This is a genomic window from Mongoliitalea lutea, assembly GCF_014652135.1.
GTDB classification, from domain to species: Bacteria; Bacteroidota; Bacteroidia; order Cytophagales; family Cyclobacteriaceae; genus Mongoliitalea; species Mongoliitalea lutea.
This window is the reverse complement of sequence record NZ_BMYF01000001.1, coordinates 119,740-135,605: the sequence shown is the minus strand read 5'-3', so window position 1 is coordinate 135,605 and position 15,866 is coordinate 119,740. Positions and strand designations below refer to the sequence as shown.

Annotated in this window: 17 protein-coding genes; 9 read left to right on the top strand and 8 right to left on the bottom strand. The window is 38.9% G+C overall.

The features are described 5' to 3' along the window. Positions 1-42: 42 nt before the first annotated feature. The 6 genes from gatB to IE080_RS00545 all read left to right on the top strand — a co-directional run bounded on the left by gatB (position 43) and on the right by IE080_RS00545 (position 7,219). A complete protein-coding gene (gene gatB, locus IE080_RS00570; RefSeq protein WP_189578368.1) occupies positions 43-1,503 on the top strand; it encodes an Asp-tRNA(Asn)/Glu-tRNA(Gln) amidotransferase subunit GatB in 1,461 nt (486 codons plus the stop codon). A 3-nt stretch (positions 1,504-1,506) separates the two neighbouring features. Further along, positions 1,507-2,622 (top strand): peroxiredoxin family protein, encoded by a 1,116-nt coding sequence (locus IE080_RS00565; protein WP_189578366.1) that lies wholly within the window; start codon positions 1,507-1,509, stop codon positions 2,620-2,622. A 238-nt stretch (positions 2,623-2,860) separates the two neighbouring features. Then, positions 2,861-3,334, top strand: coding sequence for a nucleoid-structuring protein H-NS (locus IE080_RS00560; RefSeq protein ID WP_189578364.1), 474 nt, complete (start codon positions 2,861-2,863; stop codon positions 3,332-3,334). A 27-nt stretch (positions 3,335-3,361) separates the two neighbouring features. Continuing rightward, positions 3,362-3,940: a hypothetical protein gene (locus IE080_RS00555; protein WP_189578362.1), complete on the top strand. Its 579-nt coding sequence runs from the start codon at positions 3,362-3,364 to the stop codon at positions 3,938-3,940. After that, positions 3,937-4,776, top strand: coding sequence for a hypothetical protein (locus IE080_RS00550; RefSeq protein ID WP_189578360.1), 840 nt, complete (start codon positions 3,937-3,939; stop codon positions 4,774-4,776). The genes IE080_RS00555 and IE080_RS00550 overlap by 4 nt, the downstream gene beginning before the upstream one ends. Continuing rightward, entirely contained in the window at positions 4,733-7,219 is a 2,487-nt protein-coding gene (locus IE080_RS00545; RefSeq protein WP_308428130.1) for a leucine-rich repeat domain-containing protein, read from the top strand. Before IE080_RS00550 ends, IE080_RS00545 begins: the two co-directional genes overlap by 44 nt. A 25-nt stretch (positions 7,220-7,244) precedes the next feature. On the opposite strand, the gene IE080_RS00540 is transcribed toward IE080_RS00545, so the two are convergent. The 5 genes from IE080_RS00540 to IE080_RS00520 all read right to left on the bottom strand — a co-directional run bounded on the left by IE080_RS00540 (position 7,245) and on the right by IE080_RS00520 (position 10,505). Then, on the bottom strand, positions 7,245-8,267 hold the full coding sequence (locus IE080_RS00540) for a hypothetical protein (protein ID WP_189578358.1): 1,023 nt from the start codon (positions 8,265-8,267) through the stop codon (positions 7,245-7,247). A gap of 37 nt (positions 8,268-8,304) precedes the next feature. Then, positions 8,305-8,604, bottom strand: a complete 300-nt coding sequence (locus IE080_RS00535) for a DUF3817 domain-containing protein (protein WP_189578356.1) — start codon at positions 8,602-8,604, stop codon at positions 8,305-8,307. A gap of 3 nt (positions 8,605-8,607) precedes the next feature. After that, positions 8,608-9,159, bottom strand: coding sequence for a hypothetical protein (locus IE080_RS00530; protein ID WP_189578354.1), 552 nt, complete (start codon positions 9,157-9,159; stop codon positions 8,608-8,610). Between the two features lie 81 nt (positions 9,160-9,240). Continuing rightward, entirely contained in the window at positions 9,241-9,768 is a 528-nt protein-coding gene (locus tag IE080_RS00525) for an acyl-CoA thioesterase (RefSeq protein WP_189578352.1), read from the bottom strand. An 80-nt stretch (positions 9,769-9,848) separates the two neighbouring features. Then, positions 9,849-10,505 carry a protein-L-isoaspartate(D-aspartate) O-methyltransferase gene (locus IE080_RS00520; RefSeq protein WP_189578351.1) on the bottom strand — a complete coding sequence of 219 codons (657 nt, stop codon included), beginning with the start codon at positions 10,503-10,505 and terminating at the stop codon, positions 9,849-9,851. Between the two features lie 125 nt (positions 10,506-10,630). On the opposite strand from IE080_RS00520, the gene IE080_RS00515 reads away from it, so the two are divergent. Further along, positions 10,631-11,224 (top strand): riboflavin synthase, encoded by a 594-nt coding sequence (locus IE080_RS00515; RefSeq protein ID WP_189578349.1) that lies wholly within the window; start codon positions 10,631-10,633, stop codon positions 11,222-11,224. A 99-nt stretch (positions 11,225-11,323) separates the two neighbouring features. On the opposite strand, the gene IE080_RS00510 is transcribed toward IE080_RS00515, so the two are convergent. From IE080_RS00510 to trpF, 3 genes are read right to left on the bottom strand one after another with little or no spacing between them, the layout of a single operon-like run. Then, positions 11,324-11,905, bottom strand: a complete 582-nt coding sequence (locus IE080_RS00510; protein ID WP_189578347.1) for a phosphatase PAP2 family protein — start codon at positions 11,903-11,905, stop codon at positions 11,324-11,326. A gap of 3 nt (positions 11,906-11,908) precedes the next feature. Next, positions 11,909-12,811, bottom strand: a complete 903-nt coding sequence (hemF, locus tag IE080_RS00505; RefSeq protein WP_189578345.1) for an oxygen-dependent coproporphyrinogen oxidase — start codon at positions 12,809-12,811, stop codon at positions 11,909-11,911. Between the two features lie 11 nt (positions 12,812-12,822). Continuing rightward, complete coding sequence (gene trpF / locus IE080_RS00500) at positions 12,823-13,488, bottom strand: phosphoribosylanthranilate isomerase (protein WP_229800436.1); 666 nt, start codon at positions 13,486-13,488, stop codon at positions 12,823-12,825. Positions 13,489-13,538: 50 nt separating this feature from the next. On the opposite strand from trpF, the gene IE080_RS00495 reads away from it, so the two are divergent. Beyond that, positions 13,539-14,216 carry a hypothetical protein gene (locus IE080_RS00495; RefSeq protein WP_189578343.1) on the top strand — a complete coding sequence of 226 codons (678 nt, stop codon included), beginning with the start codon at positions 13,539-13,541 and terminating at the stop codon, positions 14,214-14,216. After that, positions 14,203-15,849, top strand: coding sequence for a S8 family serine peptidase (locus IE080_RS00490; RefSeq protein WP_189578341.1), 1,647 nt, complete (start codon positions 14,203-14,205; stop codon positions 15,847-15,849). The genes IE080_RS00495 and IE080_RS00490 overlap by 14 nt, the downstream gene beginning before the upstream one ends. The last annotated feature ends 17 nt before the right edge of the window (positions 15,850-15,866 follow it).

Here is a 15,866-nt window from a genome sequence, read left to right as displayed (position 1 = left end):
TTTTGGACTCATTTTTGAGTTCCATGCACAAAATTTATAAGAATGATTTCACAGGAAATTAAAGATAAATACACCTTAGTAGTTGGGTTAGAAGTTCACGCACAGTTACTGACCAAAAGTAAAATGTACGCATCTGATAGTACGGAATTCGGGAATTTACCCAATACCCAGATTTCTCCTATCACGTTGGGGCATCCGGGCACTTTACCAAAGGTGAATATGAAAGCGGTAGAATTTGCGATTAAAATGGGCTTGGCCTGTAACTCGGAAATCACCAAATACAATATTTTTTCACGTAAAAACTATTTCTATCCGGATCTTCCAAAGGGGTACCAGATCACTCAAGACAAAGGGCCTATATGTGTAGGAGGGTTTGTTCCAGTGGTTTTATCCAATGGGGAAGAAAAAAGTATTCGTTTGAACAGAATCCACATGGAAGAAGATGCTGGTAAGTCCATGCACTTAGCTGAGGAAGTAGATACCTTGGTGGATTTTAACCGCGCAGGCGTTCCTTTAATTGAGATCGTTTCTGAGCCGGATATTAGAAGTTCCGATGAGGCCTACAACTATCTAGTGGAGATCAAGAAGTTGGTAAAATACTTGGATATCTGTGATGGTAACATGGAAGAGGGTTCTTTACGTTGTGATGCCAATATTTCTGTGATGCTCAAAGGTGCGACAGAGTATGGGAAAAAGGTAGAAGTGAAAAACATGAACTCTTTCCGAAATGTGGCAAGAGCGATTGAACATGAATTTGAGCGTCAGATTCAGCAAGTAGAGGCAGGGGAGACCATTATCTCTGAAACCAGAACCTTCGATGCTACTACAGGTACCACTGCAAGTATGCGTACGAAGGAGGACTTGAATGACTACCGTTATTTTCCAGAGCCTGATTTGAGCCCTGTGATCATTTCTGAAGAGTGGTTAAACTCCGTGAAAGTAGCCATGCCATCTTTACCACGGGAGCTATTTAGAAAATTTACACAGGAATTTGGTCTTCCGGATTATGATGCAGGAGTATTAACCGATTCCAAAGAAATTGCCTTGTATTTTGAGGAGTTATGTGGATTGACAGGGAATTACAAAGCTGCGTCCAATTGGATGATGGGACCTGTGAAGTCTTATCTGAATGAATTGACCTTGCATATTGAGCAATTTCCAATTAAGCCAGTAGCCCTTGCAACCTTGATTCAGATTATCGATGAAGGAAAGGTTAACTTCTCAGTTGCTTCACAAAAGATTTATCCTGTATTATTGGCCAATCCGGAGAAGTCTCCGTTAGAGATAGCACAGGAATTGAATTTGATCCAAGAATCGGATGAAGGTTCTCTGAAGCCAATCGTAGAAAGTGTGTTGGCCGAAAACGAAGCCAAGGTAGCTGAATACAAATCTGGAAAGAAAGGGTTAATGGGAATGTTTATGGGCCAAGTGATGAAAAAGTCACAGGGCAAAGCAGATCCCAAAGTTGCTACCAAAATTCTAATGGAATTACTAGACAATTGATATATGAAACATCTCAGTAAAACATTCTTTGCGCTGCTTTTTTTGTCCATTGTAGCTTGTGGTTCTGCAAATGACCGTGAGTTTGACGGAGAAGTAGTAGTTAAGGCAGTATTGAAAAATGCAGATGCCGGTCAAGTGAAGATTTCCAAGTTTGTGGATGATAGTTCCGAGTTGGTGACTGCCTTGGAAGTCGGTAGTGATGGAAAGTTTTCATATACACTTGCATTAACAGAGCCAGGTTTTTACGAAGTGGATTTGATGGGCCGTAAGTCTGTACGATTGGCTTTGTATGATCAGGATGTGAAAATCATCTACGACTTTAATGATGAAAGCTCCCTGGAACTTGAAGGTTCGGAAGATTCCAAGCACATGTTGGATATTGAGCGATTGACGGAAGATTATCAAGATCAGATCAATCAATTGAATAATGCGTACATGGAGGCCATGAATAATCGTGATACCGACAGAATTAAAGAGATTCAAGATTTTGCCATGTCCATGGAGTCTAATCATGGTCAAAAAGTTAAAGAATTGATTGCATCCATGGATAATAGTTTTGCAGCTATGGCAGCTTTGGGGATGATCAATATCAGAAATGAATTCTTATTTGTGGATGAGTTGATCCAATCATTGGATAAAAAATATCCAAATACCCGAATGATCCAGACTGTCTTGGCCCAATTGGATGATATGCGAGCCTTGGCAATCGGTCAGATGGCTCCTGAAATTGAACTTCCCAACCCGGATGGAGAATTAGTAAAGTTATCTGATTTGAGGGGAAAGTATGTGTTGATCGATTTTTGGGCGGCTTGGTGCAGACCTTGTAGAGAAGAAAATCCAAATGTGGTTCGCATGTATAATGAGTATAATGCGAAAGGATTTGAAGTGTTTGGTGTGTCTTTAGATAGGACAAAAGATGCTTGGGTGAAGGCAATTGAGGACGATAAACTGACTTGGACGCATGTTTCTGATTTAAAATATTTTAATTCTGTTGCTGCTGCTACTTATCAGATTAATGCGATTCCTGCTACTTACTTGATTGGTCCTGATGGAACGATTGTAGCTAAAGATCTGAGAGGGAATAGTTTAGAAAATAAATTAAAGGAAATTTTCGGCTAAATTTCATAGTTAAACCAAAGAAGGCCGCTCTTGTTTTGGGCGGCTTTTTTTATGAAAAAAAATATTCTTATTTAGCTGAGAAACCGCTTGTAAAAAATCCAGAAAATTTCATTTAGATTTGCACGTTAATATCAAAATACATCCTTTAATAAAACCTTAAATTGTCTTAATAATAAGTTTGAAAAGGCTGTATGGAATGATATTTGAGAAGAAAAAAATAATTAATCCAAACCTACTAATGAAAAAAAGAACCATTCTGTCACCCGTAAGTAAGATTGCATTTCTTGCTTTATTCGTGTTGCTCTCCATGGGAGCATGTAAGAGTAAAAAGAAAGTAGTAGCTCCTGCACCTGCACCTGCTACTGAGCAAGCTCCGCCACCACCTCCCGCACCTGCCCCAGCCCAGCCATCCGCGGAAGAAGTTGCTGTAGGTAAGTTGGAAAACTATTTCAGCAGCATCGCTAACGCATCCAATGTAGATGCGGCTAACAGAACAATCAATGAGGCTTTGAACATGTTCACCAACAAAGAAACTCCTGTTTTGATTGTGATCCACGAGGAAAGCGGTATCAAAGATTACGATGAGCCAACTACCATCGAAAAGTATCTTCACTACTTGAAGGACACTAAAAAGAACTTAAACTTCGTAAGTGATATCCGTTTGGATAACTCTGGGAGAGTTTCTGAGCTTGAACTACGTCGTAGAAAATAATCTCCACCAAAGAAAAACTATTAAACAATGAAAAAATACATATCACTATTTTTGTTGGTATTTCTAGCTGCGGCATCTGTTTCTGTAGCTCAGTCTGACAACATCAGCCCTGCAAGAAAGCAGGCAATCGATTCACTTGCCCTTGAAAAGGTAAAAGATTTAAGTAAGTACATCAGCATCATCGGTAGTAAAGAAACACAATTCTCAGAAGCTAACCGTGTAATGGACAGAGCTGAAGAGCTTTTTGCTCCAGGTGCAGAAATGGGTGTTTCTTCTATCAACAGAAAAGAAATCGCTTACTACAAAGTAAGAAGATACTTTGAGCGTTTGATGGCCTTGAACTATGATCGCGTAAACATTACATGGTATGATATCCAATACATTTCTGATTTGGAAAGACAGCCTGATGGAAGATTTGTAGGTGTGATCACTATCTATCAAAGATTCGAAGGTACTTCTATTGAAAGTGGTATGAACTACAGAGATACTACAAAGAAAGATATTACCATCTACGTGGAGAAAAAACAAACTCAGATTGCAGGTAGAACCATTGAGTTCTGGGATGTAATGTTGGGTGATATTCGAGTGACTGAAACCTCCGCATGAGAAAATTAGTAATAGTAGTTTTAGTAATACTATCATCTATTGAATTGGTATCAGGACAAGGCCTAGGCAGTCCTGGTACCATCAAGGATGATGGGAGGTTTGCAGCCTCCACCAAACAAGTCAATCAATTTTTTAGAAGGTTTAATGCCGAAGAAAGTGTAGATGGTAATCAGCGGTATTATCCAGAAGATGAGTTTTACAGAAACAGAGAATTGAGGGGGAAATTTATTTCTATCCTTTTCGACAATGAAACCTCTGGTATCTCTTCAGACCTGAAAACAACCTTTATGAGAGAAGTGCTTTCCGAAACACTTCCTCAGTATATCAATTTTCACCGAGAAGGATGGTTTTCAGAGGTGGAAGCAACATTTAATTATCGTGGCAAAATTGAAAAAGCTACCTTGTTTTTAAAATTGCAACCTGAAGGATTGGGTTACGAATGGGTCATTGACAAAGTAGTCTTTCCACCATTTAAAGACATTTTCAAAAAGCCCGAAGGAAGCAACAAAAGTTTTTTGCACCCTTTGAGTCATGAATTAGGTTTTATGAATTTGAGGAAAGCATTTCAAGAGACAAACTTGCCAGAGTCATTCACAACCACTGATTTTCAACCGGATTACTTAACTCTTTTTTTATATGAAATGAAAAGAGGAAACTTGAAGTTCGATAATATTCGTGATGTTAAGTTCCATTTCTTTCAAATAAATAACTGGTATTTTGAATTAAATCAATTCAATAGGCCTGGTTTTAATACGGGGTGGTTGATTAGCAATCTAGTGAAATTAAAACCTGGTGACAAAGAGTCAATATTACGCTACATTTATGATCAAAAATAAGTTTCACATAACGTATTTACTGATTTTACTTCTATCTTCTCAATATTCTTTTGCTCAAGACATTAAGGGATACAGCAAACAGGAAATTAAGGAGTTAAGTAGCCAAGTTGAGGATCAAATCCGCTTCTTGGAGTACTTTTTAAATACAGTAGGCAGTCAAGACACCCCAGCACGAGACAAAGATGTCATTATACGTGAAAGTTATACCAAGATTTTCCGTGATGGTAAAGTTCAGGTAGAAGATGATTTGTTAATTGACAGAAAAGTTATTACCAATAAAGATATTACCGCCTATTTAAAGGATATTGAGTTCTTCTTTAAAGATGCTAATTTCAAGTTTAAGGTCAGAGAAATCAAACCTTTTTTGAGAGATAATGATGAATTATCATTTTTGGTTTCTATGGATAGAACACTCACTGCAACAGGGCTTAATAAAGAGAAAATCAGCAATACAAAGCCTCGCTTTTTGGAGGTAAACGTAGATAAAAAATCAAATGAACTGAAAATTGCCAGTATCTACACAACGAAACTTAGTAGAGACCAAGAATTAAAGACTTGGTGGTCTAATCTTTCTTACACATGGGAAAATTATTTCCGCACTAAAATTGGACTATCAGATACAGATTCTGTAACTCTCGAACACCTCTATAAAATTTCAGCGATAGATTCAATTAATTTATCTGGAAACACATTCTTAGTTGATTTAAGTCCAATTGAGGCGTTGAGAGACCTAAAATATATCGATATTAGTTCCACCCAAATCAGGGAACTGAATCCAATTAGTAATGTAACTTTTCTAACATATCTCAATATTGCTAATACACCTACGCGGGATATTCAATTTATAAAATATTCAGATAGATTGAGCTATTTGAATATTTCCAATACGCAAATCTCCGATATCAGTGAATTGGGAAATTTGAAAAAAATCCATACGCTTGAAGCAGTAAATACGCCCATTAATAGTTTTGATGTGTTAAACTCATTCGATGAATTAAAGGTGTTGAATTTACGTGAGAGTGGTTTCAATAACATGGAGAATATAGCGGAACTATCTTCCCTCACGCATTTAGATATCAGTAAAAATTTTATTATCAATTTCGACTTACTTGAAAATTTGATAAGTTTAATTGAGTTAAATGTTTCGGAAACCAATATTTCAAGCCTGCAGCCTTTAGCTGGCATGAAAAGTTTGGTTATGGTCAATTTTAATCAAACAGAGGTTGCTGAATTGACTCCGCTTCAAAATAAAACGAGCCTTAGAAGAGTATATGCAGATCTTACTCGGGTTTCAGAGGAAAGTGCAGACGAATTTGCCCGTCAAAATAGAAGAGTGCTCTTGGTGCATCACGTTGAAAACCTACAAACTTGGTATGATGGATTATCTGAGGCGTGGAAAGAGGTGCTTGTACACAATAACCCAAGCCTAAAAAAGCCTATCCCAAGCATTGAAGACTTGACTGCAACAGTTGGAATTGATAGTCTACAGTTAGCAGGTAGTGCAATTACCAATCTTGCTCCAGTACTAAAATTCAGGAAATTAAATTATTTAGATTTCAGCAATACGGCTGTGGCGGATGTTACGCCTCTTTCAGAAATGCGGATGCTGCAGGCAGTTATAGGTAAAGAAACAAGCGTTCGCTCCCTACGCCCATTAGCTAATTTGAATGGATTGAAGCGTATTGATTTTGCCCTTGCACCAGTTCAAGAAATTAGTTCTTTAAACTCTATGACGCAGCTCGAATATTTGAATATTGATGGTGCGGAGTTTGACAGAGATCAGGTTTCAGAGTTTTTAGCTAAGAATGGGTCCATTACCATCATTTACCGTACAGAGTGGTTGGAAGCTTGGTGGGATTATTTGGATAGTGAATGGAAAAGTGTCATACAAAAATATTTTGGGGATAACTCATTTAGGCCTGATTCAGAGCAATTACATGTCTGGACATCTTCAGCGGAATTTGCGATTGAGAGAGTGTCTATTGAAAATTTGGAGCCTTTATTAGCTTTTAATAATCTTCGAAAAGTTTCCATATTTGATGTTTATCTTAAGGATATAGAAGCAGTTGGTAAATTAAATTTGTTGCTTGAGTTGAAGATTTCACAGGCACCGATTACCGACTTGACGGTTTTGGGTTCTTTGGTAGACTTAAAGAGTTTGGATCTTTCAAATACTGGAGTACAAGACCTAAGACCTCTTGCACGCTTGCAAAACTTAATTTATTTAGACCTTTCAGGTACAAACATTAAAGTTCTCAAAGGACTGGAAACACTCCAACAACTGGAAGAATTAAATATAGCAAGTACCAATGTTAGGTCGCTAAAGCCCATATTTGGGTTGCGGAACTTAAAGCGTTTATCTGCTTTCAATACCCGGTTAAGTCAACGTGCAGTAGATGGTTTTCAAAAAGTTAATCCTGAGTGTCAGGTGAAATTTTATTAAGGACTATTGGCCCAAGTATTACAATTTATCGATGTAGTACTTGGGCCAAACTTTCCCTGACGATTTGCCCCATGTTTTTACAAGTCAAAAAATTTGGATTAGCGTAGTGCTTTGCTAGTTCTTTTTTTAGATTTTCTATGTTTTCAGGAATGGAGACTATGTCATTTTCCATAGTACTTAACACATCCTCAATTTCTTGTGTGGCACTTTTTAGTCGAGTAGCAATTAGTGCTCGTTCTTCCCGCTGATATTGACGCATGGATTCAGGTGTAATATGCTTGATGCCTAATTGGATTAAAGCGTTATTCTCCTTAAAATATTGAGGTAAATAAATGGATTTTTTGCCTTCATAAGATTGCTGATCAAAATCAATCGCTCGGATCCTATAATGTGTTTCTTCAAAGTCCGGAGTCACATCAATTACGAAATTGGATGAATGCATATCACCGAGAAGTCTGACAAAACAACGTTCATTGAATTTGACAAATTCTTTGGCCAATCGAATAGGATTCAGGTTTGGATCGTTGATATGCTGACGCATAAATTGTTCCCCGGGGATACCAGCAATATGTTCTTCTATCAAGGTGTTTTGGTGTACTAAATAACTGATGCGATTGGGTGATAAAAGATGCTCTAATTCCAAGCCGTACACCCGTGATGCATCAGCATTTTTGATGTAGAAATAGTCAAAGTTATCATTGATGCGGTTGACAATTCTAACTCGAAAGGGTTGGGTATTGCCATACACGCATAAATCTATCCGGTCAATATAGAGGTGGTCCATCACACTCATATCTCCCTCAGCCTTGAGAATTGCATAGATCTTTTTTACACTTTGATGAATTTCTTCTCGATCAGATTCAGCAAAAAAGACAGTTTCCCACAGTGTATCATTTCCCTTGAAATCATACAAAGGAATCGAACCACTATACCGAAGCAGATCGCTGTAGTGGATAGGGAAATCTACTTCCCGTCCGTATTTCACTAAAAAAGCTCTTAATCCAGGACTGATGGGGTAGATAAGTTTCTTTTTGCTGATCAGTGCCATGGGTTCAAGTTTAGTTGATTAAATGTGATATCAATTTTCAGGAATTATTTAGGATGTATTTGTCAAAGACAAAGGGCCCAAAGGGTAGGATAGAAGCTACCAAAGCCAAAAATGTCTTTTTGAAATCCCAACTTGCTTTGTAAGCAGTAGGGAAGACTACATAAATATAGATCACAAATAAAATCCCATGAGCCCAACCTACATAGGTTACTGCCAAAGGATAGTCAAATACATATTTTAAGGGCATGGCGATAAATAGTAGAATCAAGAAAGACAAGCCTTCGATGATGCTGATCCATCTGAATCGCTTAAGCCATACAGCTGCTGAATTGCTCATAGGTTATTTTTGTATGCCAAAAAGGATTTGTAATTGGTTCCATAGGGATTTTTTAAGCGCTACGGTAGTATAGATAGCATTCAGATCGTCTGCAAATAGAAATTCCATACCGTCTTCTGCATGAATTTTGTATAATTCATCTCTGTAATGCATGATGTCATGGGCAACTTTCCCAAAAAGGATGATTTTTGAAGGATTGAGTTGTTGAATAGACTCCATGCTAGTACCCTCCAAAGCATTGCTCTTGACCAGAGCAATGTCTTTAAGACCGCAGCCTACCGCGCCTAGGATTTTGAATAAGAGTTCCTGCAATTCTGCCTTTATCTCTGCTTCATCCACGATCACCATTACACCCTTTTCAAATTTCCCATCGTAGCTGAGAGCTGGAATACTTTCAATGGCTTCTATGGTTTCTTCCACAGTAGCACTAGCTGTCTCTGTTGTTTGAGGGATTGGTAGGGATCCTTGTGCCACGGGTTTAATGTCATCACCTGGGATGACATATACTTCTTCGGTGATAAACAAACTTAAGTGATGTAAACTCAAATTTTCCATGGGCCTAAATTCCGTAAAAAAAGGGGGCTTTCCAAAGAAGAAAAAAGAAAACCCGACTCAAAAAGCCGGGTTGGAACTAATTTATTTAGGTTCGTTCAAATCGAAGATTGCCTTTAACTCGGAGGCATCATTCGGGTCCATTTTTTTGGAAAGAATCAAACGAAGCTGTCGTCTGCGCAAAGCACCTTCGTACAATTCTACCTCTTCAGGAGTAGCAGGCTCTACTTCAGGCACTTCAATTGGTCGACCATTTTGGTCTACCGCTACAAAGGTGAAGAATGCGCGGTGAGTAGTGATTTTTTTGTTTGCAGGAATATCCTCTGCAAATACTTCGATATACACTTCCATGGAAGAGTTGAATGCTCTTGTGACGAAGGCTTTTAATGTTACCACATTACCCAGAGCAATCGGATGCTTAAAGGAAATACTGTCGGCAGAAGCAGTGACTACGATCCTGTTGGAGTGTTTTTGTGCGGCAATAGCTGCTACAATGTCCATCCAATGCATCAATTTTCCACCCATCAGGTTGTTTAAGGTATTGGTGTCATTAGGGAGAACCATCTCCGTCATAATCACTTGAGATAAGGAAGCTGCTTTTTTCTTTGCCATAAAAGTTAATTTTTCTCAAATATACAAAATTTTAACTCAATGAAAGTCTTTTTGGTTTTCAAAAACCATATAAAATTTTGTTACACCCAGCCTTCCTTCCCTAGCAGAGGAACAAATGCAAAATTATTAAACTCCTCTTTGATGATTTTAGTAGCACTTTGTTTGGTCAGCTTAAGCATTTTCTGTGTTTTTCGATCGCCTACTGGGATGACCAAAATTCCACCTATTTTCAGCTGATTCAATAAAGAGGTTGGAACAATAGGTGCTCCTGCCGTAACAATTATTTTATCAAAAGGAGCTTGTTGGGGGATTCCCTGACTACCATCTCCAAAATAGAATTTTAAAGGAATACCCAATTTCCCCAAAAACTTCTTGGTACGCTCGAATAGCTTTGCTTGGTATTCGATAGAGTGTACTTCCGCACCCAATAAATGTAAAATACTGCCTTGATAGCCCGAACCTGTACCGATTTCCAAAACTTTATCACCCGGTTTGACATTTAAAAGCTCAGTTTGAAAAGCCACTGTGTAAGGTTGGGAGATAGTCTGACCTTCACCGATTGGGAAGGCTTTATCTTCGTATGCATGGGATGCAAGTGCTGAATCGAAAAAGAAATGCCTTGGGAGTGTATTGATGGCTTCCAGCACAGCTTCCGATTGTATGCCTTTTTCTCGGAGTAGTTTGACTAGAGCTTTGCGTTGACCTTTGTGCTTGTAGGTATCTTCCAGTTTAATCATTGGGGGGATTAATTCTTCAAAACATGATTCGACTTTGCGAAGTTAAGGTAATTATTCACTTATTTTGAAGAGAAAATCATCAAAAGAGGGCTCTCTTTTGAAATCCAAAAGCTTACATTCTACAAATGTTTACAGGAATCATCGAAACACTCGGGACAGTCAAAGCAAAAACGGTTGAAGGCACCAATATTCATTTTGACATCAGTTCACCTATTACACATGAATTGAAAATTGATCAGTCAGTCGCTCATAATGGGGTTTGCTTGACCGTAGTCGCTATAGAAGGGGATACCTATCGCGTAACTGCGATTGATGAAACCCTTCAAAAAACCAATTTGAAATCTTGGGAAGCTGGTAAAAAAGTGAATATTGAGCGATGCATGCCAGCAAATGGACGTTTTGATGGGCACATTGTCCAAGGACATGTGGACCAAATAGGAAAAGTGGTTACTATTGAGGAAAGAGATGGGTCTTGGTTATTTGATTTTTCATTTGACCCTGCTACGGGAAATGTTACCGTAGAAAAAGGCTCCATCACTATCAATGGGACCAGTCTTACTTGCTTCAATTCCAAAAATGGAGGATTTACTGTAGCCATCATCCCTTATACCTATGAGTTTACCAATTTCCATCAGCTACAAGTAGGGGATGAGGTGAACTTGGAATTTGATATTGTCGGAAAGTATATCCAACGGATAATCAGGGGATATCAACACTAAAAGTAAGTCATATCACTTATGGTTAAAAAAATAAACCTACCAGGATTTTTATTGAAATCATTTTCCTTGATTGCTTATTATCCTGATAGGTTTTGCTTTTTACTCAATGGTGGATTTATTCGAAGATGTCCAACGATAGATTTGATGGCTGATCAAGTAAGCTAAGTAGCCGCAGCAAGCTCCCACGATTCCACCTACAATGATATCACCTGGGTAATGAACACCAAGGTATACACGGGTATAGGAGAAGAAAACCGCCCAAGCAAATAGCCATTTGACAGCAGGGTATTTTTTGCCTATCAACTGCCACAATAAAGTAGCCACAGCAAAGCTATTGGCAGCATGGGAAGAAGCAAATCCAAACTTTCCTCCGCATGTCCGGTAAGTGTGCAGGACTTCTGCTAAATCAGGATTTTGACAAGGTCTCAGTCTTCCAAAAAAAGGCTTCATAAAGGAAGAGGTAAACTGATCTGCAAATAATACTGCCAGGAAAATACCAATCAAGGTCCACCATCCCTGCATCCCATGAGTCTTCCAAATCAAATACAATAAAAACGCATACATGGGTACCCAAGGCCAGGTCTGGGTAGCCGTGTACATGATTGGGTCCATAAAAGGATGATGCAATCCATTGAAGAAAAGCAATAAAGACTCATCCAGTGATTTGATTGATTCGATCATTACTTAGTAACTCAGCCAGTCAATATCCTTTTTTAAATGTTCTAAGGTGAATGCTTCCTTACTTCCTGCTTCTGGTTGATGCATGTATTCCCAATTGGCTATAGGAGGCATACTCATGAGAATACTTTCCGTCCGTCCATTGGTATCAAGTCCAAATTTGGTACCGGCATCCCACACCAAATTGAATTCCACATAGCGACCTCTGCGAAGTGCCTGCCATTTCTGTTCTTGCTCTCCGTAAGGCAGTTGGGAATTTTTAGCCATGAAGTGTCTGTAAATTTTGGGGAATAGATAACCCACAGATTTAACGAAGTCAAAAATCTGTTTCATCTCATCCTCATCCTCACTTACCAATCTATCAAAAAAGATTCCCCCGATTCCTCGGGTTTCCTGACGGTGTTTGAGATAAAAATAATCATCCGCCCATTTTTTAAATTTTGGGTAATAGGAAGTGTTGTATTGGTCACAGGTATCCTTCACTTGTTGATGAAAGAATTTAGCATCTTCGATATCAATATAATGGGGAGTTAAGTCTATCCCACCACCAAACCAACGAACGCCAGAACTCATCTCAAAGTACCGGATATTCATATGGATGATGGGTATCATAGGACTTTCAGGATGGATGACAATAGAAACTCCTGTGGCAAAGAAATCTGCCTGCTCTAATTGTAATTTTTGTAAAATTTTATCCGGAGTAGGGCCTTCTACAGCAGAAAAAGCTACTCCACCTTTTTCAATGATTTTCCCATTGTCGAAAATTCGGGTACGACCTCCGCCACCTTCCGGTCTTGTCCACTTGTCTTCCTTGAATTTTCCCTGACCATCACCCAAATCCAACTCTTGACAGATATGGTCTTGTATCTGCATAAAGTCATGGGCAATTATTTGCTTGTCCAATCTCATGTTTGGTTAGATTAATCTTCTACTTCCAATAATTCCAAAATCTCAGCCAGCTCATCAAAGTCTTTCAAACCGGGGCTGATTTCCGTTCCTCCCTTAAGAGAAATTCCATATACGCCAGTTTGGTCTAAAGTGGTTTCCAGTGTACTAGCATCCAATCCAAAACCAAGCAACACTTGGGTTTGCTCAGAAAGGTCTGCAATCAGGGAAATCATTTCTTCAGAAAGCTTTTCAATACTGGAATCAAGTAGTACTGTCACTTGATTTTCCTTGAATCCAGGCGCTTTTGCAATCAATTCACGGATGTCTTCTGCAGATTGTATACTTACTTTAAAAATCAAGGCTTTACCAGTGTTCAATAACATGGGGATATGCACTTCTTGGGAAACTTCGATAGCATCGATTCCTTCGTAGGCTTGGAGGGTTTTAAGGATATTTTCAGGGTGAGAATGTTCAAATTCAGCTACGTAAGAAACACCTGAAAGCCAATCAGTGATTTCTTTATATTTCTCAGGTGAAAGGTAGTTTGCATTGTTTTCTTCCAAGCTAAAACCCATCCAATTGACATACATGCCAGCACAGTATCGTGCATCGGTTAGATTATTGACTTGAGAGATTTTTACAAAGGTTTTCAGTGCCATTTTTCTTGTATGTTTGAATTTATCGGTACGAAGGTACATGATTTCATCCGAAAAATGTATTTTTAAGCCACAGTAACGGAATAGGCTATATGCGTCACAGATTCTTGCTCATTTTCCTTAGTGTTTTTCTTCTTGCTTGCGAGACAGAAAATCCCATTGTTGATATGGGCAAAGACTATCAGCCTTTGCAAGTGGGTAGATTCTGGATTTACGAAGTGGATGAAGTGATAGTTTTTGGGGAAAACGATCAGGAAGAACGATCCTATTTTATCCGAGATGTGGTGGACTACACATATATCAATGCCCAAAATGAATTGGTCTATGTCTTACGACGAGAAGAGTCATCGAACCGCACTAATTGGGTGACTACAACCAATTATGCTCAATTTGTCAGACGAAATGCGTTAATTCGATTAATTGAAAACAGAAATATCATTCCATTAGTTTTTCCTCCGAGAGAGGAGGTGACCTGGGATGGAAATGTATTTAATTCCTTGGATAGAGATGATTTTACAATTGTTCGAGCAGGTGTTGTGGAATCAGGGGGAGTGATGTATCCTCGGGCAGTTTTGGTCGTTCAAGAAGAAGATGATGATTTGATCACTTTTAGAGATAATCGTTATGAAGTCTTTGCCCGAGGTATAGGAATGGTAGAACACTATTATGAGGTGTTTACTTATTGTTCGAGAAATGATTGTCTAGGTCAGCAGTTAATCAATAGAGGAAGAAAAACGCACATGAGGTTATTTGATTATGGCAATTTATAGGTTAGTATGGATAGTCATTGTATTGATGCTGGGAGAATCAGTGCAGGCGCAAAACAGATACGCTATACATTATAAGTTCAAGCCTCAAACTGATTTTTCATTAAACACACCACAGGAATTTTTAACAGATGCCTCACTTGAGCGAAGGTCTCGACAGCAAGTCAATCTTGATAGTTTGGATTTACCGGTATCTGCCAAGTATATAGAAGCTATTACTCCATTGGTTAGCAGTTTTTTGTATCACTCCAACTGGTTAAATGCTTCAGTTGCCATAGTAAATACAGATGCTGTTTTTGCTTTAGAAGCACTGGATTTTGTAGAAAAAGTGGTTTTTGTTGCTCCCGGATTCTTAGCACAAGGAAGAATTCAGCCTTCCCATTCTCATAAAAAATTTGAAGCGCTTGCATCGGAGACATCAATCAATGCCCGAGTAGAAAATCCATCAGAATTTGCATTTCAAAATGGTTTGTTGGGTATTCCGTTCATGCATGAGGAAGGTTTTAAAGGTCAAGGGATAAGGATTGCTGTTTTTGATGCAGGATTCCCTGGTGTCAATACCATCCCTGCGCTTAATCATTTGATTGCCAATAATAAAATCATCGGAGCTAAGGATTTTGTAGAGCCTTGGAGCAGCGATGTTTTCCGCAAAAACCAACATGGTTCCAATGTACTCTCCCTGATTGCTGCCAATGATGCCAATGTTTTGCTGGCAGGTGCACCTGAAGCCTACTACATTTTATGTATCACAGAGGATGTTCCAACTGAATATCGCATCGAAGAATATAATTGGGTCAAAGCAGCAGAATATGCCGATAGCCTGGGAGTGGACATCATTAACAGTTCTTTGGGCTATTGGGATTTTGATGATCCTACGATGGATTACACCTTCAGCGATTTGAATGGAGAAACGTCTATAATTACCAAAGGCGCTACAATAGCAGGAGATAAAGGTATTTTAGTGGTGACATCTGCTGGCAATTACGGCGGAAGAGGTCCTAGTTCCATCACAATGCCCGCCGATGCCAAAGGTATTTTGGCCATTGGTTCTGTGGTTCAGGATTTAAGTAGGTCTTCCTTCAGTTCCCAAGGTCCTACAGCAGATGGGAGAATCAAGCCTGATCTCACTACTTTGGGTAGCCAAGTTTGGTTGTTGCGATCAAATGGAACTGCGGGTAGATCAAATGGCACTTCTTTTTCTTCGCCTCAGATAGCTGCCTTGGCAGCAGGAATATGGCAAGCCAAACCGGAACTCACCAAGGATGAATTGATTGATTTAATGCTCCAAAGTGCCACGCAAGCTGACAATCCAGATAACCAATTTGGTTTTGGAATACCTGACTTTCGAAAAGCTTATTTGGGAGAGGTACTGAATAGTAATACTGAACGAAAGCAGCGGAAACTTTTCCCCAATCCGTTGTTGGGAGATATTTTCTTTTTAGACTTTGATCAACACCTTGATCTACAAATTCAGCTAGTAGATATACAAGGTAGACTTGTATATGAAGGATTCCTTAGCAGAAGGGATAGCTTTGAACCATTTGCTGTAGCTGTTCCTCAGTTAAATACGGGGTTGTATATTGTGCGAGCCTTGGCAGGGGGGAAGGTTTATAGCACAAAACTCATTAAAAAATAGGCCTCTTGACCGAATTT

Coding starts and splice junctions, on each gene's coding strand:
- IE080_RS00540 (WP_189578358.1), bottom strand. CDS start 8,267: ATGGCACTGATCAGCAAAAAGAAACTTATCTACCCCATCAGTCCTGGA.
- IE080_RS00535 (WP_189578356.1), bottom strand. CDS start 8,604: ATGAGCAATTCAGCAGCTGTATGGCTTAAGCGATTCAGATGGATCAGC.
- IE080_RS00560 (WP_189578364.1), top strand. CDS start 2,861: ATGAAAAAAAGAACCATTCTGTCACCCGTAAGTAAGATTGCATTTCTT.
- IE080_RS00510 (WP_189578347.1), bottom strand. CDS start 11,905: ATGATCGAATCAATCAAATCACTGGATGAGTCTTTATTGCTTTTCTTC.
- IE080_RS00515 (WP_189578349.1), top strand. CDS start 10,631: ATGTTTACAGGAATCATCGAAACACTCGGGACAGTCAAAGCAAAAACG.
- IE080_RS00530 (WP_189578354.1), bottom strand. CDS start 9,159: ATGGAAAATTTGAGTTTACATCACTTAAGTTTGTTTATCACCGAAGAA.
- trpF (WP_229800436.1), bottom strand. CDS start 13,488: ATGTACCTTCGTACCGATAAATTCAAACATACAAGAAAAATGGCACTG.
- IE080_RS00520 (WP_189578351.1), bottom strand. CDS start 10,505: ATGATTAAACTGGAAGATACCTACAAGCACAAAGGTCAACGCAAAGCT.
- gatB (WP_189578368.1), top strand. CDS start 43: ATGATTTCACAGGAAATTAAAGATAAATACACCTTAGTAGTTGGGTTA.
- hemF (WP_189578345.1), bottom strand. CDS start 12,811: ATGAGATTGGACAAGCAAATAATTGCCCATGACTTTATGCAGATACAA.
- IE080_RS00525 (WP_189578352.1), bottom strand. CDS start 9,768: ATGGCAAAGAAAAAAGCAGCTTCCTTATCTCAAGTGATTATGACGGAG.
- IE080_RS00490 (WP_189578341.1), top strand. CDS start 14,203: ATGGCAATTTATAGGTTAGTATGGATAGTCATTGTATTGATGCTGGGA.
- IE080_RS00550 (WP_189578360.1), top strand. CDS start 3,937: ATGAGAAAATTAGTAATAGTAGTTTTAGTAATACTATCATCTATTGAA.
- IE080_RS00565 (WP_189578366.1), top strand. CDS start 1,507: ATGAAACATCTCAGTAAAACATTCTTTGCGCTGCTTTTTTTGTCCATT.
- IE080_RS00555 (WP_189578362.1), top strand. CDS start 3,362: ATGAAAAAATACATATCACTATTTTTGTTGGTATTTCTAGCTGCGGCA.
- IE080_RS00495 (WP_189578343.1), top strand. CDS start 13,539: ATGCGTCACAGATTCTTGCTCATTTTCCTTAGTGTTTTTCTTCTTGCT.